The sequence below is a fragment of the Paenibacillus sp. FSL M7-0802 genome (genome assembly GCF_038004945.1).
GTDB classification, from domain to species: domain Bacteria; phylum Bacillota; class Bacilli; order Paenibacillales; family Paenibacillaceae; genus Paenibacillus; species Paenibacillus polymyxa_B.
Map to the genome: position 1 here is coordinate 2,691,067 of NZ_JBBOSD010000001.1, position 25,528 is coordinate 2,716,594.

Annotated in this window: 3 protein-coding genes; all 3 read right to left on the reverse strand. The window is 49.9% G+C overall.

Annotation, left to right across the window (positions count from 1 at the left end; genetic code table 11):
* Positions 1 to 41: 41 nt before the first annotated feature.
* The gene (locus MHB54_RS12605) at positions 42 to 23,768 is read right to left on the reverse strand and encodes a non-ribosomal peptide synthase/polyketide synthase (protein WP_340981620.1); all 23,727 of its coding nucleotides are present in this window, start codon (positions 23,766 to 23,768) and stop codon (positions 42 to 44) included.
* Between the two features lie 93 nt (positions 23,769 to 23,861).
* Positions 23,862 to 24,269 carry a 3-hydroxyacyl-ACP dehydratase FabZ family protein gene (locus tag MHB54_RS12610; protein ID WP_025721676.1) on the reverse strand — a complete coding sequence of 136 codons (408 nt, stop codon included), beginning with the start codon at positions 24,267 to 24,269 and terminating at the stop codon, positions 23,862 to 23,864.
* 4 nt (positions 24,270 to 24,273) lie between these two features.
* Complete coding sequence (fabF, locus tag MHB54_RS12615) at positions 24,274 to 25,515, reverse strand: beta-ketoacyl-ACP synthase II (RefSeq protein WP_068938691.1); 1,242 nt, start codon at positions 25,513 to 25,515, stop codon at positions 24,274 to 24,276.
* Positions 25,516 to 25,528: the final 13 nt, after the last annotated feature.

Here is a 25,528-nt window from a genome sequence, read left to right on the forward strand (position 1 = left end):
GGGCGTCTTTGCTGCCTAACACTTATTATGCTTGATTGAGCTTAGGACAAAATGGGCTTGTTTTTAGATGAGGCCTCTGTGACCTTGCCAAGTATCTGTCTCAGTACTTTAGCATTTTCCCCAATAAAACCGGAATCAAGCAGCACATCATGCGTTCCGATGACTTCGTATTCTTTGTATTGACCAAGTGTCGCCTGTTGCCATAACAATTTATCTAATGATGTATCCGGACCAATACTATCATCCTCTGCAATTAGAGCATGGATATTCGCATGAACTTCACCTGAGTTAATAAGCTCATCGCGGTAGACGGAGTAAACCAACATTTTGTCCATGACTCGCTCCCTGTCCACTGGATCGGCAAGGAACGCTTTGTACTGGTCCCTAATGCTGTCCAGTACCATCTCGACAATCTCTTCAAGCTCCTCCGGTGTCGATTCATCCTTGGACATCTTTCTCATAGCATCTACCATAATAAGGTCGCTAACATGGTGACCTCGGCTTTCCATGGCTTTAGCTACCTCGAAGGCGAGGTTTCCTCCAAGTGAGTATCCCAGGAATATATACGGACCCTCTGCTTGAATATCCACGATGGCATCGATGTATCGATCCAGCATATCTTGACCCTGGAAACGATCGCCGATAAATTCCATCCCGTACACCTCGCAAAGCCCTTCCAGCTCCTTGGCCATCTCATAGTATCCCAGAGAGTGGCCCACCCGTGGAGGGAAGCAAAACACTTTGAGCGTTCCTTTCCCTGGGAAGCGGATAATTTCCATTTCCTCTTCATTAGCAGCAGTTGTTGCCTGCAGCTTGGAAATTTCATGCGCCATTTCTTCCACAGTCGGCAGATTAAACACGACTTGGAGTGGGAGCTGGACGCCCATACCGGACGAGATCCTTTGGATCAAGCCCAATACTTTCAGGGAATGGCCCCCAAGTTCAAAGAAATGATCCCTGATCCCGATTTCCTGTACGCCGAGCACCTCGGACCAAATCTGAGCGAGCTCTACTTCTGTCTGCGTACGCGGCGCGATATACTCCGCTGTGCTCCGCAGAAGTGTTTCCGGTGCCGGTAGCGCTTTGCGATCCAATTTGCCATTCGGATTCAGCGGCATTTGTGCCAACTGTACGAAAGCAGTCGGAATCATGTAGCTTGGCAGCTCGCTGGCCAGTGCCTCGCGTAGTACGCCCGCTGTAAGCCCCTCTTCGGCCACAAAGTATGCACAAAGCTGAGTACTTCCAGTAGAATCAGCCAGTGCAAGAACAACCGCTTCCTGCACAGATGGCACTTTCAAAATTTGTGCTTCCACTTCTCCCAGCTCAATGCGGTAACCCCGGATTTTTACCTGGTGATCGATCCGTCCCAAATACTCAATATTCCCGTCCGGCAGCCATCGGGCTAAATCGCCCGTTCGGTAAATCCGTGCTCCCGGTTTGTACGGGTGAGGAATGAACTTCTCTGCCGTCAGGTCCGGCTGGTTGAAATACCCCCGCGCTACCCCTTCGCCCGCAATGCAGAGTTCTCCCGGTACCCCCACAGGTGATACCTGAGAAGCGCTGTCCATCATCCATACTTGGACGTTAGCGTACGGTTTGCCGATTGGCACATGCGTTAGAGCCGCAGTCTCAAGGCTCGTTGTATACCGAGTCGCATATACGGCTGCTTCCGTAGGACCGTAGATGTTTTCCAGTACTGCGTAAGGAGATACTTTATAATACTCTTCCACAAGTTTGGCAGGCAGCGTCTCGCCGCAGGCAAACAGATATTTCAGCGTAAGGAATCCTTGGGTGCCGCTTTCTTTCAAGTATTGAACGAGCACACTGAGCATCGACGGCACCAAATTGAGATGCGTGATACGGTTCGTATCCACGGCCCCTAGCAGTGCCATCGGGTCTTTGTCCACGCCTTGTGGCAGGATCACGAGAGTCCCCTCTCCAAAGAACCAGCAGAACAGCTCCGGCACGGAGAAGTCAAAGGTAAATGTCGTTTTGAGCAGGAAACGGTCGCCTGCCAACATCGGATATTCAGCTTCCAACTGACTCAGCGTATGGACGGCAGCGCGATGTTCAATCATTACCCCTTTCGGCTTGCCGGTTGAACCTGACGTGTAAATGATATACGCCAGATGCTCCGGCCCCGCAATTGGCTCCAGATTCGAGCTATCCGCATGATACGCCTGCGGATCATCAAGTGCCAGGATCGTGCCAGTGAACGGAAAACGATCTTTGAGATGGTTCTTCGTCAGCAGAAGCTTCGCTCCCGAATCCTCCAGCATGTGGCGAATACGATCTTCTGGGAACTCCGGATCAATCGGTACATAGGCCCCGCCAGCTTTTAGAATGGCATGAATGCCAATGATCATCTCAAGCGAACGCTCGACCATGATGCCGACTGGTTGGTCCGGTCTGACCCCTTGGGCACGCAGCGTACGTGCAAGGCGGTTCGCCTGCTGATGAAGTTCTCCATAGGTAAGCTCCGTTTCACCGTAAATAAGTGCTGTACAATCCGGTGTGAGTGCTGCTTTTTCCTCAAATATACCGTGAAGGGTCTGCTCACGCGGATAAGGAGCTGCTGTATCGCCCCACACCTCTATAATCTGCGATTTCTCTTCTGGCGTGATCAGCTCCAGCTCATCAATACGGATAGCAGGTTGAACAGCAACGCTTGTCAGAATTCTCGTCAAGTGTCCTTGAATTCGTTCCACGCTCTCCCGATCATAGACGCGGGCATTGTAACGGTACAAGAACTCCAGATTACGACCCGGCAGCACAATGAGGTTAAAATCATAATTCGTCTGTTCAAACATCTGAACATCCGTAATTTTGTATTCAGCCTCTTCACTGGCAATTTTCTCTTCCAAATGCTCTTCTACTGGGTAATTTTCGAACACCATAATATGAGAAATCAAATCTTGCTTTTGTTCGCTCTGTGCTTGAATCTCATAGAGCGGATAGGAATCATAAGCATGTCCTGCCAAATATAATTCCTGCTGTCTTTTCATCACATGGGAGAACGAATCGCTTCCCTCGGCCTGTACCCGAACCGGAACTGTATTAATGAAGAGACCGATCATGCTTTCGATACCCGGAATCTCGGCAGGTCTTCCCGATACCACACTTCCGAAGACGATATCCTGGCTTCTATTGTAACGCTGCAACACGATTCCCCAGGCTGCTTGCATCAGCGTATTCATCGTCACCTGATGCTGCTTGGCCACCTGTTCCAGGCGATCGGTCAGTTCCGCATCCAACGTGAATACCAGCTTCTCCGACACGTAGGCTTCTGCTTTTGCCGATGGCTGTGTGATGGCTTGTGGCAGCTTCGTCTGCTGCTCGTAGCCTTCCAGGTACCCTCTCCAGTAAGAGGATGCCTCTTCCTCGCCTTGCTTCTCCAACCATTGAATATACTGGCTGTACGATACAGCTGCAGGAAGCTCAGGTTCCCTTTGCTCACGCAGAACCCCATACGTCTCAAACACTTCCTGGAGCACAAGCGGCATACACCAGCCATCCAAAATGATGTGATGAGAGCTCCACAGCAAATGGTAAGCCTCTTCTGCTGTACGTAGAATAGCAACACGCAGCAATGCTTCTTCAGCAAGATTAAAGCCTCTTGCTTTGTCCTGAGCAGTATAAGCTGCAAGACGCGCTTGAATTTCATCGGCTTCCAGCTCGTGCAGATCCTCGTATACGAAGTCACATGCTCTTTCTTTGAACACAATCTGAATAGGGAAATCGCCCCACCCGGCATGGAAATTGGTTCTCAATATGGCATGCCGTTTCATCAGATATTTTAAGCTGCGTTTGAAATCCTCAGGATAGAATGCTCCCTGAATTTCAAACTTGGCCTGCTCAAAGTAGACTTCCGAATGAGGCTCCAGCAAGCTGTGGAACAACATTCCTTTTTGCATCGGCGTCAGTTTATACATATTTTCAATACTACCGATATGTCGTGTCTGCTCTTCTAACTCCTCGATTTTTTCCAAGCTGATATCTTTGAGGAGTACATCGCTTGGTGTAAGTTCTGTTCTTTCCTTACTTACGCAATGTCCAATGACTTCGCTGAGACGGTTCTTCAGAATGCCAACAAACTTAGCCACAGACTCCCCGTGGAACTGATGACGGTTATAGCTAACCGAAAGTTGAAGCTGTCCTTCGGCAATCAGTCCATTAATGTTCAATGCCTGATGCTGCACCATCTGCTCACTGACCTCAGGTCCTACTGAGTAAGGCGATACTTCCATCGTCCCTCCTGCAAGATCCTGGTCGAACTGTCCCAAGTAGTTGAAGGTAATCTCCGGTTCAGCCGAGAAGGAGGAGACATCGGAACCGTTGCTTAAATATTTCAAAATACCATATCCGACACCTTTGTTCGGGATACGACGCAACCCTTCCTTGACGTGCTTGATTCTGGCGCCGATCTCCAATTCCCCTCCCATCTCAAGGGCGACAGGGTATTGACTTGTAAACCAGCCTATTGTACGAGTAATATCCAGTTCCGGCACAACAGGCTCCCGCCCATGTCCCTCCAGAAGGATGCCTACACGTTCGATTCCCATCCACTCGTGAACAGCCATACCCAGAGCCGTCAGGAGCAGATCGTTGACCTCCGTATTGTAAGTGCGGTTCGCTTCTTTCAGGAACTGCTCTGTCTCTTCTGGTGACCATCTAACCGTGACAGCCTCACTGTCTTTGATGAGAAGAGCGCCGTCTACCTTGTCTTTTGGAAGAGGGGCAAAGCCATCTCCCTCTACCTCTGCCCAATAGCTGAGTTCTTGTTCAGCCGCCGGGCTGTTTGCAAATTGTGTGATTCCCTCAACCCATGCACGGTACGAATCCGTCTTCTGTGGAAGCTTGACCGCTTCTCCACGTACTGCCTGCTCGTAGCCTTCCTGCAGGTCCTCAAAGAGAATACGCCAGGATACGCCATCCACAGCCAGATGATGAATAACGATCAACAGATGTTCGCCTTCCGCACAGCGGAACAGACCCAGTCTAAAGAGAGGTCCATCCTCCAGAGAGATGCTGCGCTGAATGGCTTCCGCACCCGCTTCTATTGCTGAAGCCGGGTCTGTCTCATCCCGCAGGTCGTGGATCTGGAGGCTATAGAGCTCACCCTCACCCATGCTCCGGTTCCAGGCCTCCAATCCCTGTTCTCCTTGGCGGAACACCAGTCGTAAAGCATCATGATGCTCTGCAATTTTCCGAACAACCTCGGCGAGCGCATCGGTATTGAAGCCATCCCGTCGGTACAACATGACCGACTGATTAAAGTGATGCAGATCCATTGACTGTTCATCGAAGAATCTGTGCTGAGCAGGTCCCAGTCTTACCGCTCCGTGTACCTCGCTTTGATCCGCAATTCGGCTGACCACACTAACGCGCTGCGCCAACTCTGCAATTGTCGGATAACCGAACAAATCCTTCATTTCAAGCTTATAGCCTGCTTGGAGAAGCCTTGAGGATACTTGAATGGATTTGATCGAGTCACCTCCAAGCTCAAAGAAATTATCATGTATGCCGACAAGCGGCACGCCGAGTACACCTTGCCAGATTGAAGCCAAAATGTTCTCCACATCCGTCCGCGGAGCGGTAAAGTCTGCTCCCGCCTTTATACCCGAGTTCGGTTCAGGCAGTGCCTTGCGATCCAGCTTGCCATTCGGTGTCAGAGGCATCACGTCCAGTTGGACGAAGTAAGACGGAATCATATATGCAGGCAGTCCGGCAGACAGTTCGTCTCTCAGCTCGCTGACAGACATTTCGCGATCAGCTACGAAGTAAGCACACAGCGATTTCTGCCCATGAGCATCTGCCCACGCAACAACGAGAGCTTCCTCGACAAGTGGAATGTCCAGCAGCTTGGCCTCAATCTCACCAAGCTCAATACGATAGCCCCGTATTTTAACTTGATGGTCAATGCGTCCAATGTACTCAATGTCTCCATTAGGAAGGCGACGAGCCAAATCCCCAGTGCGATACATATTTCCTTCCGAAGCGAACGGATTTCTAATGAATTTATCTGCGGTAAGCTCAGGACGGTTCAGATATCCACGGGCTACCCCGTCCCCGGCGATGTACATTTCGCCCTCCACGCCTAACGGTACGAGACGAAGCTGATCATCCAGAATATGGATGAATATGTTGTCGGACGGCAACCCAATCGGTACGGATTCCCGTGTATCCTTCGCAGGATCGTACAGGTGAATCATGCAGCCGACGACGGTTTCGGTCGGACCGTATTCATTGTAGATTTTGATGTTGCCACCAAAGAGGTCGGTAATCGTTTTGGACAAATGTGTGGTCAGATTTTCTCCGCCCACAATGAGTTGCTGAATACGACTTTCCGCTGGAATGGTCATGTCTTTTATCAGACTGAGATGCGTTGGCGTCAGCTTGAGAATATCGACCGCATTTTCGCGCAAAATATGCTGAACAACCTCCGCTTTATCTATACCATCATAAATCCGCACTATTCCTCCGTTTATTAACGGAGTAAACATTGATGTCATCGTCAAGTCAAACGAAATGGATGAATACAACGGGAAATCCGTTGGTTTCCCAGCACAATAGACCTTATTGGCCCACCAGATGTAGTTCACGATCCCTTTGTGGTTAATCATGGTTCCCTTCGGATTTCCGGTTGTACCCGAGGTATAGATTAAGTACACCAGATCGTTTCCTCCAACAGGAATATTGGGATTATCCACCTCGGTTCCGTAGATGTGCGGGGAATCCAATTCCATAACCGTTCCCTCAAAAGAGGCCAACTTAGTCAGGTGGCTCTGTGTGAGCAGAATTTCAGCGCCAGAATCCTTCAGAATATACTGAATCCGCTCCTGCGGATATTCAGGATCAATAGGTACATAGGCTCCACCCGCTTTGAGTACACCCATGATGGCGACAAGCAGCTCTACAGACCGATCTGCCAACAGACCTACCACTTGTTCACTCCGTAGTCCTTGGTCTATCAAGGTGGAAGCTAGTCTGTTCGCCTGCTCGTTCAGCTCCCGATACGTGATCTGGATGTCGCCGTTTACTGCCGCAATCTTATCCGGCGTACGGACCACCTGTTCCTCAAACAAGGTGTGCAGCCCCTGATCACTTGGATAGGTATGGGCCTTGCCGCCCCAGTCAAGCAGGTTCATCCGTTCCTCAGATGTTACAATCTCCAGTTCCTGTATCGTCGCCTGCGGACGAGCAGCCACCTGGTCGAGCATCTGCAACAAGTGTCCTCCGATTCGTGCAATGCTTTCTTGCTCGTAAACCGAAGCATTATAGCGAATGCAGACCTTGATGTCTTCGCCTGGAATTACAACCAGGTTAAAGTCATAGTTGGTTTGTTCAAACATGGTGAAGTTGGCAACTTCGAGATTGTCCTCCGTTTGATTACCCGATTGCTCCACCTGTTCGTCGAGCGGGTAATTTTCAAAGATCATAATATGAGAAATCAGGTCCTGCTTTTGGGTTGTTTTCCCCTGAATCTCATACAGTGGATAGGTGTCGTAGGCACGACCAGCCAATGACTGTGCCTGTGTACGTTTCATCACTTCGACAAAGGCTTCGTCTTTGGATGACTGTACACGGATAGGTACTGTATTAATGAACAGACCCACCATATTTTCGATCCCTGCAATCTCAGCGGGTCTACCCGACACAACGCCGCCGAAAACGACATCCGAGCTGGCATTATAACGTTGAAGAATCAGTCCCCAAGCTGTCTGCATGAGTGTGTTGACGGTCACGTGATTGCGCTTCGCGACAACATCCATTTTACCTGTCAAAGATACACCCAGATGGAGAACATGCTCTTTTAGAACATAGCCCGCCTCTTTGGCTTGAGATTTCGTTTTACCTTCCGGCAATACAGTATTCCCGTCATAATCTTCGAGATATTGGCTCCAATACGTTGAAGCTTCTTGATCATCCTGTGCATCAAGCCACTCGATATAACGACTATAGGGCTGAGCTGGCGGCAGGACAGGCTGTATTTGCTGTTTCTTGGCAGAATAATAATCGAACAGCTCCTGTGTAATGATCGGGATACACCAGCCATCCATGACAATATGGTGGAAGCTCCACAATACAAGACAGCTTTGATCCTTCTGCAAGACAGTCACTCGCATCAGCGGATCTTCTGACAAGCTGAACCCCTTAACCATATCATCAGCAATATAAGCCTTGATTCGGGCTTCTTGTTCCTGCATAGATGCGTCGCGCAAATCTACGTAGTGCAGAGGGATTAACCGTTGCTTAAAGACAACTTGCAGCGGTACATCAGCAATGTTGTTGTAAAAGCCGGTACGTAGTATGGCATGTCGTTGCACCAAAGCCTGGAAGCTCTCGAAGAAGGTATCTACATCGAAGCTACCACGCAGCTCAAACGTTGCCTGTTCAAAGTATGAAGAGGAGTCCGGCTCCAGCAGGCTGTGAAACAGCATTCCCTTCTGCATTGGCGTCAGCTTGTACACATCCTCAATCTCTCCGATATGAGCCGTCTGCGCCGTGAGTCGATCAAGCTGCTCCAATGTTAATCCTTGGAACAGAACATCACTTGGTGTAAGCTGTGTACGCTCCTGAGCTACACAATGACGGATGACCTCACTAAGGCTTGACTGTAATAATTCAGCAAAATGACTCACCGTCTCCTTACGATACTGCCTGCTGCTGTACGTAATCGTCAGTGATAGCTGGCCTTCGGCAATCATGCCATTCACATCCAGAGCATATTGCTGTGGTGTGAGATCGCTGAGCGCTTTACCAACTGAATGTGTGGATAGGCTAAGGGCATTACCCTCCAAATCCTGATCAAACTGCCCAAGATAATTGAAGGAAATTTCCGGCTCCACGCCGAATCCAACACTTTTCTCCAGTGCCATATACTTCAGAAGACCGTAGCCGATTCCTTTATGCGGAACCTCTCGCAAATTCTCCTTGATGCGCTTGATTCGCGCAGATACTTCCTGTCTGCCTTGCAGGTTCAGCAGAACTGGATACTGGGTTGTGAACCAACCCACGGTACGGGTAATATCCAGGTCTGGTACGATCATTTCCCGTCCATGTCCTTCAAGATTGACCAAAATCTGCTCCATGCCTGTCCAGCGCTGAATGGCTGCCCCCAGAGCAGTCAAGAGCAAGTCATTCGTCTCCGTATGATACGCCCGGTTCGCTTGTCGCAACAGCAGGTCAGTTTCCTGCGCAGACCACGTTACCGTAACCGATTCAGTATCCCGAATGGTGCCCGGCTTCTGATCCTCATCCTTCGGCAGTGGGGCCAAAATCGCCTCCTCAATCAGCTGCCAGTATGCACGCTCCTTGTCCAGAGCAGGCCCTGCTGCATACTTCGTCGCTTGCTCAGACCATACAAGATACGAATCGGTCTTTTGTGGAAGGACGATTGCTTGTCCATTCCATGCCTGCTCGTACCCCGCTGCAATGTCCTCAAACAGGATGCGCCAGGATACGCCGTCAACCAAGAGGTGATGAATGACAATCAACAAATGATCGCCATCGTCACAATGGAACAGGCCTAGCTTGAACAGTGGGCCACCTTCCAAGTCAAAGCTTGCCTGAATGGCATCGGCTTGGGCCTGAACCGCAGCTGTCTGGTCTTCCGCCTGCCGCATATCGGCAATGTCCAATGTGTAGAGCTCGCCTTCGTCCGTTCCCCGATTCCAAGCTGCGTATCCAGCTTCTGTAGGCCGGAAAACCATGCGCAGCGCGTCATGATGGATCGCAATTTGGTCCATTGTCAACCGGAGTGCAGCCTCATCAAAGCCGTCTTTCCGATAGAGCATGACGGCATGATTATAATGGTGCGGCTCCGCTGTATGGCGTTCAAAGAACCAACGCTGAATTGGCATTAACTCTGCTGCACCTTTAATTTCGCCCTGTTCCGCTATACGTCCAGCTGCCTGAAGATACGGGCTTAGCTCGGCAATTGTCGGATATTTAAAGAGATCCTTCATCTCTAATTTATATCCAGCTTGGAACAATCTCGAGGACACTTGAATCGCCTTGATGGAGTCACCACCCAGATCGAAGAAATGATCATGGATGCCGACCTGCTGCGCTCCCAGCACACCTTGCCATACGGAAGCCAAAGCTTCCTCAGCTGCGTTTCTCGGCGCTTCATAAACCGCCCCAGTCTGCACATTGGCCTCTGGAGCCGGAAGCGCTTTGCGATCCAGCTTGCCATTGGGTGTCAAAGGCATCTGTTCCAATTGCATAAAGTAAGATGGAATCATATAAGTCGGCAGTTCGGCAGCCAAGGCTTTTCTCAACTCGCCTACCGTCAGCATCTGATCGGCAGTGAAATAGCCGACAAGCACTTTTTGTCCACTTCCATCCTCCCGGGCGAGCACAACGGCCTCCCTTACAGACGGAGCATGGAGCAGCTTCGCTTCCACTTCGCCCAGCTCAATACGGTAACCACGGATTTTTACCTGATGGTCAATCCGTCCCAAATACTCCATGCTTCCATCCGGCAACCAGCGTGCCAAGTCACCCGAGCGGTACATGCGCTCGCCCGCTTCAAACGGATGAGCGACAAACTTCTCTTCCGTCAATTCCGGTCGGTTCAGATAGCCTCGCGCCAGACCTACGCCCGCCACATAAAGTTCACCTGGAATGCCAATCGGCTGTGGACGGCGTTGTTCATCCAAAATGTACGCCCGCAGTGTCGGAATCGTGGTGCCGATATTGCTGCGACCCTGTTCAATTTCCAACTCTGTAATTTCCTTGTAGGTTACATGCACGGTCGTTTCGGTAATGCCGTACATGTTAATGAGTTGTACTTGCGGATACTTCGTTCTCCATTCCTTGAGCAGGGCCGGGGCTAATGCCTCCCCACCGAAGATAATCATACGGAGGCTCAGTTCTGCCGCCTGATGACCAAGCTCTTCCTGTAGCAACTGATAGAAGTACGTCGGTGTCTGGTTCAAAACGGTGACCTTCTGATCCTTAAGCAATTGCAAGAAACGATCTGGACTCTTCGCGGTAAGCGATGGAACGATGACCAACCGTCCTCCGTTCAGCAATGCTCCGTACATTTCCCATACAGAGAAGTCAAAACAGAATGAATGGAACAGTGTCCACGTATCCTGAGGACCAAAATCAAACATATTTTTATCATTAAAGAGCAAGCGAACTACATTTTTATGCTCGATCAGCGTTCCCTTTGGCTTGCCTGTCGTGCCCGATGTGTAGATGACGTAGGCAAGATGCTCCGGTCCGGCTGCAGGCTGCAGGTTTGAGACATCTTCCTTATAGGAAGCCGTTTTATCCAGACTTACGATGTCCCCAGCGAAGGAGACACGTTGCTCCAGATGCGCTTGTGTCAGCAGTAGCTTGGCTCCCGAATCCTCAAGCATAAAGCGAATGCGGTCCTCTGGATATTCAGGGTCTACAGGGACATAGGCTCCGCCTGCCTTCAAGATGGCTAAAATCCCGACCACCATTTCAAGGGAACGATCCGCCATAATTCCAGCCAAACCGTCTGGTTGCAAACCACGTTCCCTTAGCATTCTGGCAAGTCCATTGGCCCGCTCGTTCAGCTCGCTGTAGGACAGGGCTGTATTTTCACATACGACTGCCACTGCATTCGGAGTACGTGCAGCCTGTTCCTCGAACAGCGCATGGATCGTCTTGTCACGAGGATAATCTGCCTTGGCTTCGTCCGGCGCTTTCATCAGCCTTGATTTTTCCTGAGGTGTCACGATATCAAGGGATGACAACGGCATTCCCGGATTGGAGACGGCTTCCCGAATAAGCTGTACAAAGTGGCCTGCCATCCGCTGGGCAGTCTCTTGTTTGTAGATCGCAGTCGCGTACTCAAGCGTGCAGTTCAATACCCCGTCTGCTTCACTCACGGTCAGCGTGAGATCGAACTTGGCAGCCGGATGTACATTATCGTAAGGAGTGAAGCGCAATCCTTCTATTTCTTGTTCTCCCTGCTCGATATTTTGCAGGACAAACATGGTATCAAATAGCGGGTTACGGCTCAAATCACGCTGAAGCTCCAGCTTTTCTACCAGCTCCTCGAACGGGTAATCCTGGTTTTCATAGGCCCGCAGCGCTGTTTCCTTCACTTCCTGCAGATAAGCCTCGAAAGGCTTTTCTCCTTCTGGATAAGTACGAAGTGCCACTGTGCCGACGAACATACCGATGAGACCTTCGAGTGTCGCATGGGATCTTCCTGCCACAGGTGAACCGACAATGACATCTTCCTGACCTGTGTACTTGTGCAAGAGCGCTGTATAGGCTGCCAGCAGTACCATGAACAGAGTGGAACCCGTTCGGGTAGCCAGCTCCTGAAGTGAAGCACTCAGAGAAGAATCAATTTGGAAGTCGATTCGATCGCCCGCAAAGCTTCGCACCGCAGGACGAACTTCATCCCCTGGCAAATCCAGCACTGGCAAGCTTCCGCGGAAAGCATCCAGCCAGTAAGCTTCCTGGGCCTTAAGACGCTCGCTTCCGAGCTGCTCTTGCTGCCATACAGCATAGTCTGTGTACTGGATCTGTAGTTCAGGGAATACGTCCTCCTCTTGGTAGAAGCGGAGAAACTCTTCTATGAGAATATTCATAGAAACCCCATCTGAGACAATATGATGCATGTCAAACAATAGTAAATGGCGCTCATGTGCAATTCGAATAAGGCCGACCCGCAGCAATGGAGCTACACCTAAATCAAAAGGACGGACAAACTGCTGAAGGGTAGCTCCTGCCTCTTCCTCGCTCAACTCCGCATATTCCACAGTAAACGGAACATCCGTCAGGAGCTGCTGTACAGGTTCACCGTTCACGGTCACAAAACGAGTACGCAGCGAACCATGACGATGAATTAGACGACGGAATGCCTGCTCTAGCCGTTCCCGATCCAAAGCTCCCTCAACGGTAAGGATACCCGGCATATTGTAGCTCAGCTCTCCACCTTCCAGCTGACTTAGAATAAACAGTCGTTTTTGGGCCGAGGACAATGGATAATGCTCTCTCGCTCCCGCTGTAGGAATTTCTTCGAAATCCAGCGGTGTATAGCCCTCAATGGCACGAGCCAATCCTTCAATAGTAGGAGACTCGAACACTGCTCTCAGACTAATCTCGCGATTCATTTCCTTGCGAATTCGTGAGACTAGCAGGGCTGCACGCAGTGAATGACCTCCAAAATGGAAGAAATTATCCTTCACTCCCGCGCTCTCTACACCCAGCACCTCTTGCCAGATTTCGGCTAATTGAATTTCCACAGGTGTCCTTGGAGCCTCAGATGAAGCCGCTGCCCATCCACGCTCGCCCTGCAGCGCTTTTCGATCGATTTTTCCGTTCGACGTCAGAGGCATATCCTCCAGTTGTATGAAGCGGGAAGGGATCATATATCCAGGTAATATCTCCGACAGGACGGCCCGAAGCTCGGATACCTCAAGTTTCTGAGCAGCTACGAAATAAGCGACTAGATCTTTGTAGCCGTCATCGCCCTCTACAGCCATGGCTACGACTTCCTGAACGGACGGCACTCTGAGCATTTGTGCTTCTACCTCGCCTAGCTCGATACGGTAGCCGCGGATTTTGACTTGATGATCTATTCGGCCTAAGTACTCGATGGTTCCATTCGGTAACCAGCGAACCAGGTCACCCGTCCGATACATACGCTCTCCTGGAGCAAACGGATTGTCCACGAACTTCTCATCCATTAACTCAGGCCGGTTATGATATCCCCGTGCTAATCCGATACTCGAAATGCATAGCTCTCCAGCTACACCGACAGGTTGCAATCTAAAATGGTCATCCAAGATGTACACACTATGGTTAGCAATAGGTCGTCCAATAGATACAATATCCGTTGCTTCCTCACTGTCCGGGACAGACCAGATTGTGGTGCATACGGAGTCCTCCGTTGGGCCATAGCCATTAGAGTAACGTACATGCTTCCTCCACTCTTCGATCAACTCGACCGATGCGGCCGATCCAGCGGTTAGCAGGCACCGCAGTGTTGGCAAACGCTCTGGATCAAGGTGGATAGCGTAAGCGGGTGGCAAAGTCGCTACCGTAATCCCCTTATCGTTCATGAACTGCTCGAACAGGGCATGATCTAAAATATCTTCTGTAGAAGGGATGCACAGAACACCCCCATGGCTCAGCGCCGTTAAAATTTCCGAAACCGATGCATCAAACGACAGGCTTGCAAACTGAACGATCCGATCCTGCGGTGTAACTTCGAAGTGTGCCCCATATACGTTTGAAAGATTTGGTAGTCCCCGATGCTCGACTAATACGCCCTTAGGCTGACCGGTCGTACCTGAAGTATAGATCACGTAAGCCAGATCATCCGGGCCAGCAGTATCCTCCAAATTCGAGGTGTCGGCATCATAGGTCGATGATTCATCCAGCAGCAAAACATTTTCCGTACATCCGAGATGTTCCAAGAGATGGGCCTGTGTAAGGATCAGCTTCGCTCCGGAATCTTCAAGCATATAACTGATTCGTTCTTTCGGATACTCTGGGTCGATTGGAACATAGGCACCCCCGGCTTTCATAATGCCGTAGATCCCAACGATCATTTCGAGCGACCGTTCAGCAATCAGTCCCACCAGATCTCCCGTCTTGATTCCCTGAGTACGGAGCCTTCTCGCCAGTCCATTGGCTTTTGCATTAAGCTCGGCATAGGTCAGACTCTCGTCCTCGAACCAAATGGCAGTCGCATCCGGCGTTCGTCCCGCCTGTTCCTCCAATAGCCCGTGGAACGTGTTACAGTGCTCGTAAATGCCTTTTGTATTTCCCCATACGTTCAGAATCTGTTCTCTCTCCTGCGGCGTGACTAATTCTAGTGCATCCACGGAAATAGCAGGGTTCTCTACAATTTGTTCCATAAGGTGAACCAGATGGCCCTTGATTTGCCCAATTGTCACTTGGTCATAAACAAGTGCATTGTACTGGAACAGCAATCTCATCTCTTCGCCAGGGAGGACAATTAAATTAAAATCATAATTCGTTTGCTCAAGAAGCTCCGCTTCCTCAATCTCAAAGGCAGCCTCGCCACCACCCAGACGCTCTACCTCCTCCTCCACAGGATAGTTCTCAAACACCATAATATGGGAGATTAGATCCTGCTTCTGATCCGTCTGAGCCTGAATCTCAAACAACGGGTAGGTGTCATACATATGAGAAGCCATATATTGTTCCTGCTGCTGCTTCATCAGAACGGTGAAGGGGAGATTCTCCTCTGTCTTCACACGAACGGGAATCGTATTGATGAACAAACCGATCATCCGGTCAATGCCCGGAATTTCTGCTGGTCGGCCTGATACTACACTTCCGTACACGACATCCCGGCTACCGTTGTAGCGTTGAAGCGCAATGCCCCAGAGGGACTGCAGCAATATATTCATCGTGACATGAGCATCCCTGGCCACCTTTTCAAGGCGCTCAGTCAATTCCCTGCTGAGAGGATAATTCAGCTTTTCTGCTACATAGCCTTCTCCCTTACTTGCTCCACCGACTTGAGGTAAAAGCGTCTGCTGCTCGTAACCGGCCAGATATCGGCTCCAATAGTTGGACGCAACTGCTTCATCCTGCTGTTCCAGCCATTCGATATATCGACTGTACGGATGGACCTCTGCCAGCTGCGGCTCTCTTCCTTCCAGGAGGGCAAAATAGTGTTCAAATACCTCCTGCGTAATTAACGGAACACACCAGCCATCCATGACGATGTGGTGAAAGCTCCATAAGAGGCGGAAGCTCTCTTCATCTGTTTGTAAAATGGATACACGGAGAAGCTCGTCTTCAGCTAGGTTGAAGCCCTGTGCTTTGTCCTTAGCACCAAATGTCTTCAGGTAAGCTTCGCGCTGCGATGCATTCATCTCACGCAGGTCTTCGTACACCAATTTAGCGCCTCTGTGTCGAAATACAACCTGCAAAGGCTCGCTGCCCCATCCGCTGTAAAAGTTCGTGCGCAGGATGGCATGACGCTCCACCACGGCATCCAGACTGTGTCCGAATGCAGTCGGATCAAAGCTACCCTTAAAGTCAAAGGCAGCCTGCTCAAAATAAGCACCTGTATGCGGCTCAAACATATCATGGAACAGCATGCCCTTCTGCATCGGCGTCAGACTATATACATTCTCAATATCGCCTATGTGGCTGGTCTGCTTAGAAAGCTCCTCCAGATCGGCAATGCTTAGACCCTTCGCAAGCACGTCGCTTGGTGTCAATACGGTTTTTTCTTGGGTTACGCAATGCTGGAGAAGCTCTCGCAGGCTTTCTTCAATATATCCAGCGAGCTGTTCCATCGTAGATAACTTATACTGTTTTCCGTTATAAGTAATCGTCAGAGTCAGGGCTCCGTCCGTCACCATGCCATTGATATCTAGCGTATAGGCTGGTTCCTCCAACAAGCTTTGGGCGCTTCCGGTCGGATAAGGAGAAATCTGCAACGAGCTGCCTTGCAAATCCTGATCAAATTGCCCCAAATAGTTAAAAGAAATCTCAGGCTGCAAGCTGAAGCTGTCTTCATCCAACTGACTTGCCATCGTTTTAAGCAACCCGTAGCCAATACCTTTGTTCGGAATTCGGCGCAGCCCTTCTTTCACAGACTTGATCAAGGAGGCCACTTCTGGGTCATCCCCCAAGTCTAAAATCACCGGGTATTGACTTGTAAACCAGCCGACGGTACGGGTGATGTCGATATTCGGTATAATCGGCTCACGACCGTGTCCTTCCAGATTCACAGCAACCTTTCCGATGCCAGACCATTTGGATACCGCCATGCCCAGAGCAGTCAATAGCAGATCATTCGTCTCTGTTTGATAAGCACGATGGGCTTTTCTCAACAATTGGTCGGTTTCTTCTATAGTCCATTGTGCTGTTATTACTTTGCTATCCTGTAAAAGAAGGCTTTCCACAGCCTCATCCTTCGGCAACTGTTCGAGTGGCTGATTCTCCAGCTCCCTCCAATACGCCCGATGAGTCTCCATTTCAGGACCTTCCGAATAACGAGCAAGGGCGTCTCCCCAGTCACGGAAGGAATCCGTCTTCTGCGGGAATGTCAGCGCTTGTCCTTGAATCACCTGCTCATAGCCTGCTGCAATATCCTCGAACAAAATCCGCCAGGATACTCCGTCCACCACCAAATGGTGGATCACGATCAGAAGATGGTCTCCATCCTGACAATGGAAAAGTCCTAACTTCAGCAGCGGACCTTCTGCCAGATTGATACTGCGCTGAATGTTATCCGACAGCGATGTAATGGCTGCAGCCGGATCGGATTCATTCCGTAAATCAGCGGTGAACAGGCTATAAAGCTCTCCTTCTTCAAGATCACGATTCCAAGCTTCGTAGCCATGCTCTGTCTGACGGAAAACCATGCGAAGGGCGTCATGATGCTCAGCGAGTTTTCTTAGCACCTGATGCAAGGCCTTTTCCTCAAATCCCTGTTCACGATACAGCATAACCGCTTGATTGAAGTGATGAGGCTCTGCCTGCTTCCGTCCAAAGAACCACTGTTGGACTGGAGTCAAGCGAGTCGTTCCACGCACAACTCCCTGTTCAGCCATATGCACAGCCGTTTGTATTTCAGCGCCTAGCTCGGCAATGGTTGGCGATTTGAACAGCTGCTTCATCTCTAACCGATAGCCGGCCTGCAGTAACCGTGACGACACCTGAATAGCTTTTATGGAGTCTCCACCCAATTCAAAGAAATTATCATGGATACCCACCTGTTCGGCACCCAGCACCCCTTGCCAGACAGATGCCAAAGCTTCCTCAGCCGGTGTACGAGGAGCTGTATACTTCCGTCCTGTATGCGCGCCTACTTGAGGAGCCGGCAGAGACCTGCGGTCCACTTTTCCGTTTGACGTTAATGGCATACGGTCCATCTGGATAAAGTAGGATGGAATCATATAGCCCGGAAGTACCTGCGATAGGGAAAGACGTACTTCGCCCGCCGTGAGCGTACGATCCGCCACATAATAAGCGCAAAGCTGCTTCTCTCCAAGCTCATCCGCGCGAACGACCACTACGGCGTCGATTACCGACTCCACCTTGGCCAGTTGGGCCTCGATTTCAGGGAGTTCGATGCGGTAACCACGTATTTTGACCTGCTCATCAATTCTTCCTTTAAACTCCAAATTACCATCTGGAAGCCAGCGTACTAAATCCCCAGTTCGGTAGCAGGGTTCTCCGTCCTTCACAGGACTAGGAACAAATTTCTCTGCTGTGAGATCAGGACGATTGAGATATCCGCGCGCTACACCTTCACCGCCGACAATGAGTTCACCCCAAGCACCAATAGGCTGTAATTGCAGCGATCCATTGACCACATAAGCGGTCGAATTACTAATTGGGCGACCAATCGGCACACCCCCTTCGGCACGATCTGGAATCTTGTAGGTGGTGGAGAAGGTCGTATTCTCTGTCGGACCATAGCAATTGATAGGGACAAGATCAGGATTAGCCTCGATTACACGATTCATATGAGATAGAGACAGTACGTCACCGCCGACTAACAATGCTTTTAGCCCTCTGAACAGGTACTCATCCTGCAGGGAAAGCTGATTGAAAAGGGGTGACGTAAGCCACAATGTTGTAATCCCGTACTTGGCAATAGCCGCTTTGAGACTATCAGCAATCAGAATGTCGTCATTCTCTACAAAATAGAGCTGCCCACCGTTAAGCAACGCTCCCCATATCTCAAATGTAGAAGCATCAAAGGCTACGGCTCCTGTTTGCAAAATTCGTGTGGATTCATTCAGCTCCACATAATTGGTCTCTTTGACCAGACGGACCACGTTCCGGTGTTCAACCATAACGCCCTTCGGTCTCCCCGTCGTACCCGATGTATAGATGACATAAGCAAGCCCCTGCGATCCCTGAGCCGTCTCCGGCTGGGCAGGCTCAGCAGCATAAGCCTCTTCACTGCTAAGATCGACAATCGGTATACCGTAGTCTACACTTATAAGCTCGCCCTTTTGCACCAATAATAGCTTGGCGTCGGAATCATCAAGCATATAACGTACCCGATCTTCCGGGTAATCAGGATCAATCGGCACATAGGCTCCACCTGCCTGAAGCACCGCGAGCATACCAATGACCATCTCGATGCTTCGTCCGCCCATTACGGCCACAGGCTGCTCCCTCAACGTTCCCAAACGACGCAGTGTTTGGGCCAGTCGGCTCGCCTTGTCTTGCAATTCAAGGTACGTTAGCTGGACATCGCCGAATACAAGCGCCGTCTGCTCTGGTGTACGCTTGACTTGTTCTGCGAACAGCTCATGAATGGTCTTGTCCCTTGGATAAGGAGCCGATGTCGCGTTAAATACTTCAACGATTTGTACTTTCTCCTCCGGTGTGATCATTTCAATCTCGGCCAGTTGCAACTGAGGATTGGCCGAGACTGCATGCAGAACCCGGAGCAAGTGCGTTGCAAGTCGCTCTACACTTTCACGCCGATATAAAGCCGTACTATACTCGAGGCCAAAGGCTAATTTTGATCCCTTCTCCTCTACATTGAGGGACAGGTCAAACTTGGCTGTGACGGTGTCCATCAAGTAAGGAGTAAAGTGCACTCCGTCCATATCCTGCTCTTCCTGCTCGGTATTTTGTAATACCAATAAGGTGTCAAAGAGCGGATTGCGGCTGACATCACGTCCTACGCCCAGCTTTTCGACCAATTTTTCAAAAGGGTAATCCTGATGCTCAAACGCCTTGAGCGCCGTTTCCTTGATTTCCAGAAGATAATCCTGAAAGGTTTTATCTCCTGCCGGGTAGCTGCGCAAGGCCAGTGTGTTGACAAACATTCCGATGATGCCCTCAAGCTCAGCCTGCGGTCTTCCTGCCACTGGAGAACCTACGACGATGTCCTCTTGTCCTGTATATTTGTGCAGTAGTACCGAATAAGCGGCCAGCAATACCATATACAGTGTAGTACCTGTACGGGATGCAAGCTCTTGTATCGCCTTATTTCCAGACTCATCCAATGTAAAATCAATTCGGCTACCCTCGAAGCTCCGAACTGAAGGTCGTTGGAAGTCTGTAGGCAAATCCAATACCGGCAACTCTCCTTCAAAGGATTGCAGCCAATATTTCTCAAGATCTTGCCATTGGTTCTCTGACTGTTCCCGTTGCCATACGGCATAATCCTTGTACTGGATGTGCAGCTCTGGTAGCTGTTCTCCTTGATACAAATGAGTAAGTTCCTGTATCAATATTTGAATAGAAACCCCATCTGAAATGATGTGATGCATATCAAACAGCAACAGATGACGCTCCTCCTGGAGCTTCACCAAGCTAACACGCAGTAATGGAGCCTGGCTCAGATCAAAGGCACGAATAAAGCTGTGAATGAGCGTATCCGTCTCCTCCACCGAAGCCTCTGTGTAGTTCAACGCGAACGGCACATTCCTATGCACACGCTGAACAAGCTCTCCATCCTGCATATAAAAGCCGGTTCTCAGGGATTCATGACGCTGGATTAGTGCCTGGAACGCGGACTCCAGCCGCGTGCGATCCAATGGTCCATCCACTGTGAAGACCCCTGGCATATTGTAGCTAAGCTCTCCCCCGTCCATCTGTCTCAGCACGTATAACCGCTTTTGCGCTGAGGACACTGGGTAAGCTTCGCTTTCCGCTGCCCGCGGGATGGATTCGTACAGGGTCGGAATGTGTTTTTTCACAAGTTGCGCCAAGGATTCGACCGTAGGTGACTGAAACACCTCACGCAGCGAAATGCTACATCCCAATTCTTTGTGAATCCGTGAAACGAGCACTGTTGCCCGCAAAGAGTGACCGCCAATTTCAAAGAAATTATCTCTGACACCGACGCGGGCAACTCCCAAGATATCTTGCCAGATGAGTACCATCTGAGCTTCCACAGCAGTTCTCGGAGCCAAATAAGCCTCGCCGGATTGTACGCTGCTTTCAGGAGCCGGCAACGCACGGCGATCCAGTTTGCCATTTGGCGTAAGCGGCATTTGCTCCAGCCGGACAAAATAAGAAGGAATCATGTAAGCGGGGAGTTCCGCTGCCAGCTGAGACCGCAATTCCCCCGGCGAAAGATCACTGGAGGCTACATAGTAGGCGCACAGCAATTTTTGGCCCTGTTCGTCATCCCGTGCGAGGACAATCGTTTCTCGTACGTTCGGAGCCTTGAGAATTTGGGCTTCTACCTCGCCAAGCTCAATTCGGTAGCCGCGAATTTTGACCTGATGGTCGATCCGTCCCAAATATTCAATATTGCCATCAGGCAACCAACGAGCAAGATCCCCAGTTCGGTACAGCCGCTCTCCCGCCCGATACGGATGCTCAACGAATTTCTCAGACGTCAAATCCGGCCGATTCAAATACCCACGGGCAAGACCGTCCCCTGCAATGTATAGCTCTCCCGGAACCCCAACAGGCTGCAGCCGTCTTTGCTCATCGAGAATATAAGCGCTAAGTGTGGGGATCGTTCTGCCAATATTGCTTTTCCCCGCTTCAATCTCATGTTCCGTGATTTCCTTGTAGGTGACATGGACTGTTGTTTCCGTAATTCCGTACATATTAATCAGCTGCACATCAGGATACTTGACCCGCCAGTTTCTCAGAAGAGATGGACTTAAGGCCTCTCCACCAAAAATGATTTTTCTAAGGCCAAGCTCTGTCGAAGAGTGCGTTAACTCTTCCTGTAGCACCTGATAAAAATACGTCGGCGTCTGATTTAAAATGGTGACTTGGTTGTCTTTCAACAACTCCAGGAAAGCTGCTGGGCTCTTGGCTGTGAGAGATGGAACAATCACCAATTTCCCTCCGTAAAGAAGCGCTCCGTACATCTCCCAAACGGAGAAATCGAAGCAGAACGAATGGAATAGCGTCCACGTATCCTGAGAGCTGAAATCAAATAGATTTTTATCGTTAAAGAGCAGTCGAACTACATTTTTGTGTTCAATCAGCGTGCCCTTTGGCTTGCCGGTCGTACCCGACGTGTAGATAACATAGGCTAGATGGCTTGGTCCCGAAATACTCTCCAGATTGGAAGCATCTCCTGTATACGTTGTAGCTTCGTCCAAACTCACAAGCTTTCCGTCAAAAGTGGTGCTCTCCCATAGATGACTTTGGGTGAGCAACAGACGGACCCCTGAATCCTCCAGCATATAATGGATACGTTCCTCGGGATAATCGGGGTCAATCGGTACATAGGCACCACCTGCTTTCAAAATGGCCAACATCCCAATGACCATCTCCAAGGAACGGTCAGCCATAATCCCTACGAGCGTATCTGCAACTACTCCCTCGGAGCGCAAATATCTCGCAAGCTGGTTAGCCTGCTCGTTTAGAGCTAGGTATGTAATGCTCTGTTCGTCCATCTGAACGGCTACGTGATCTGGCGTGCGCTCGGCTTGTTCCTCGAATAAGCCATGGATGGTCTTCTCACGTGGATAATCGACTGCAGCGCCTTCCGAAAGAGCCAAAATGGATTGCTCTTCTGGTTCACCCAATAAGTTTACCTCTGCGATAGAAAGCTGAGGTGAATGAATGATCTGCTCGGCGATCGTAAGCAACTGGGAAACCATGTCCTTAACTTCACTGCGTTCAAACAGCTCCGTCCGATAATCGACATCCAGTACCAGTTCGCCTTCATCCAGGATCTCCACGATATGAAGCACGAAATCGTTCACTTCGTCCCCGCAGAAATCATAATCCGTCAAAATGCGCACATCATCCAAATCAACCCAATTGATAAGACGATATTCCATTGAAACGCCAAAAAGCCGCTGAATATCCTTGTTACCATGCATTTCTCTAAGATCCTGAATTAACTGATTGTACGGATACTTCTGATGCCGCAGGACTGACATCTGATCTCTGGCTACATCCTGCAGGAAGCTCAACACATCCATATCCTTTTTGACGTATGTTCTGGCAGCAGCGGTGCTGACAAACATACCTATCTTTTGCTTCTCTTTTTTGTTCCCCCGGTTAGCGAACGAAGTGCCAATCACCACATCCGGCTGATTCGTCATTTTGTGTATGTAGATATACATCGCACCCATGAAGAACTGGAACAAAGAAATCCTGTTCTGTTGGCAAAATGCTTGCAGCTCGTGATATAGCACTTCTGGTACGGTAAAATGCTCCCGAACGGCGTGGGTGCTTAAAGATAACGGATTATATGACTTCCAACCCGTAAGCTCAGGCAAATCAGAAAATTTATCCAGCCAGTAAGCCTTATCCTTTTGGTATCTGTCAGAAAGTTCGTATGCATTCTCATCAGCAATATATTGAATATACGAGCAATCGTCGCCCAGCTTCGGTTCATTTCCTTGAATTAACTCCATGTAAAATGCTGTCAGCTGATTGCCATAGACCACCATTGATATTCCGTCAGAAATAATATGGTGCATCTTGATATTAATCCAATACTCTTCCTCGCTAATCTTCACAATTAAAAACTGGAAGAGCTCAGAATCCAGCAGGGGCAAAGGTTTGCTTTTGTGTTGCTCAAGTAAGGCTTCCACCTCAGATACACTTTCATAGTGGCTAAGATCCAGGCACTCCAGCTGTCTCTCTTCATAAGGAACGACGTACTGCTGAGGCACTCCATCCACCGAAGTAATACGGATGCGGAACGCATCATACTGTTTGATAATCAAATTAATGGACTGCATAAAGGCAGCAATATTGATGTGCCCCTTCATCTTAGCTGTACCGGAAAGCTGTGACACTGACGTATCTGGGTAGAGTAATTCGGTATACCATATACGCTTCTGCGCATTTGTTAAATCATATAACTGCATGTCATTCATCTCATTCACTCCTATTCCATGATGTGAATATCCTCCCGCTGCACCTGGCAGTCAGGAGGACAAAAGGACAGTTTAACGTACGCTTCCACCCTGTCATTGATCCAGTGAAACAATTTCTTCCGCCTCAACCACCAATCGATCGCCCACGGAAGCCCGACCGCTACCAAGAATATAGCCCCGCCGACGCTTGATCACTTCAAAATAGAGATCAATTCGGTCCCCAGGCTTGGCCAAGCTGTGGAATCGAATTCCATTGAGGTTAGTCAGGTATGAAATGCCTTTTTTATCAATCGCAGCGAATGCCGCTAATTGTGCAAGCGACTCCACAATCAACATAGGAGGCATGTATGGGTTAGTGTCAGTAATGAACCACTCACTCCAGGTGACAAGCTTGTATCCCTTCGCCCATTGCGACGTTTCGTACCCGGTCACGCCATCCAACAGAAGAAATGGGTACCGGTGCGGAAGCACATCCGGGATATGGATTAGCTCTTCGCTCACAGGCTTATTCCCCTTCCCACTTGCGAACAGCAAGGCAGACGTTGTGCCCTCCGAAACCAAATGAATTGCTAATCGCCGCGCGGACCTCGCGTTCCTGATATACATGCGGCACAAAATTCAATTCAGGAGCTTCAGGATTGTCGCAATTGAGTGTCGGTGGTACTTTGCTGTGAATCATACTCTGCACAGTCGCAATTAATTCGACTGCCCCTGCACCGCCCATTAAATGGCCAGTCATGGATTTAATAGACGATATCGCCAATTGGGGGGCATGCTCCCCGAATACTTTTTGAATAGCGTTAATCTCCATACGGTCATTAAATGGCGTACTCGTACCGTGGGCATTGACATAGTCGATTTCCTGCGGTGTCAAGCCGCCATCCTGCAGTGCGATGTTGATCGCTTCTGCCGGGCCGGAGCCAGAGGGATCTGGAGCCGTGATATGATACGCATCAGTTGTGCATCCGTAACCCACAACTTCGGCCAGAATGGTGGCTCCGCGGTTCAAAGCATACTCCAACTCCTCCAGCACCAAAACTCCTGCTCCTCCACCGATGACGAATCCATCGCGATCCACATCAAACGGACGACTAGCCTTCTGCGGCTCTTCATTACGTCTGGAGAGAGCATGGATATTCGCAAAAGATGCCAGATCAAGCTGACTAAAATTGGCTTCTGCTCCACCGGCAACCACAACATCAGCCGTGCCGTACTGGATCGTACGTAATGCCTCACCAATGGCATTACTTCCTGTGGCACAAGCCGTAACCACAGCAAAAGAAGGCCCCTTGGCTCCAATAGCAATGGAGATTTCACCAGGTGCTGAATTAATCATCATCGAGGAAACAAAATAAGGAGAAACTCTTTTGGGACCAAGCTTTGTTAATTTCCCATAGTTCTCCTCTATAACGTCGAGGCCGCCTGCTCCAGAGCCGACAATAACCCCCACGCGACTTGCATTCCGCTCATCAATCACTAATTTTGATTGCTCCACTGCCTGCCGGGCAGCCGCCAAAGCAAACTGAGTGAACTGTGCGACTTTATTAGCTTCCTTCTTGCTCATATATTGCAATGGGTCAAAGCCCGTAACCTGTGCACCGATCTTTGTCGGAATGTCCGCTGTATCGAAAGCAGTGACAGGTCCGATTCCGCTTTTTCCTTCCAACAGTGAATTCCAGAAATCCGTAAGATTAAGCCCGACCGGCGTTACGACTCCCTGTCCAGTCACTACAACACGTCTTCTCACTGTATCCACGTCC

Excerpts from the sequence above, each read along its gene's own strand:
- MHB54_RS12605 (WP_340981620.1), bottom strand. The coding sequence starts at position 23,768 with ATGAATGACATGCAGTTATATGATTTAACAAATGCGCAGAAGCGTATA.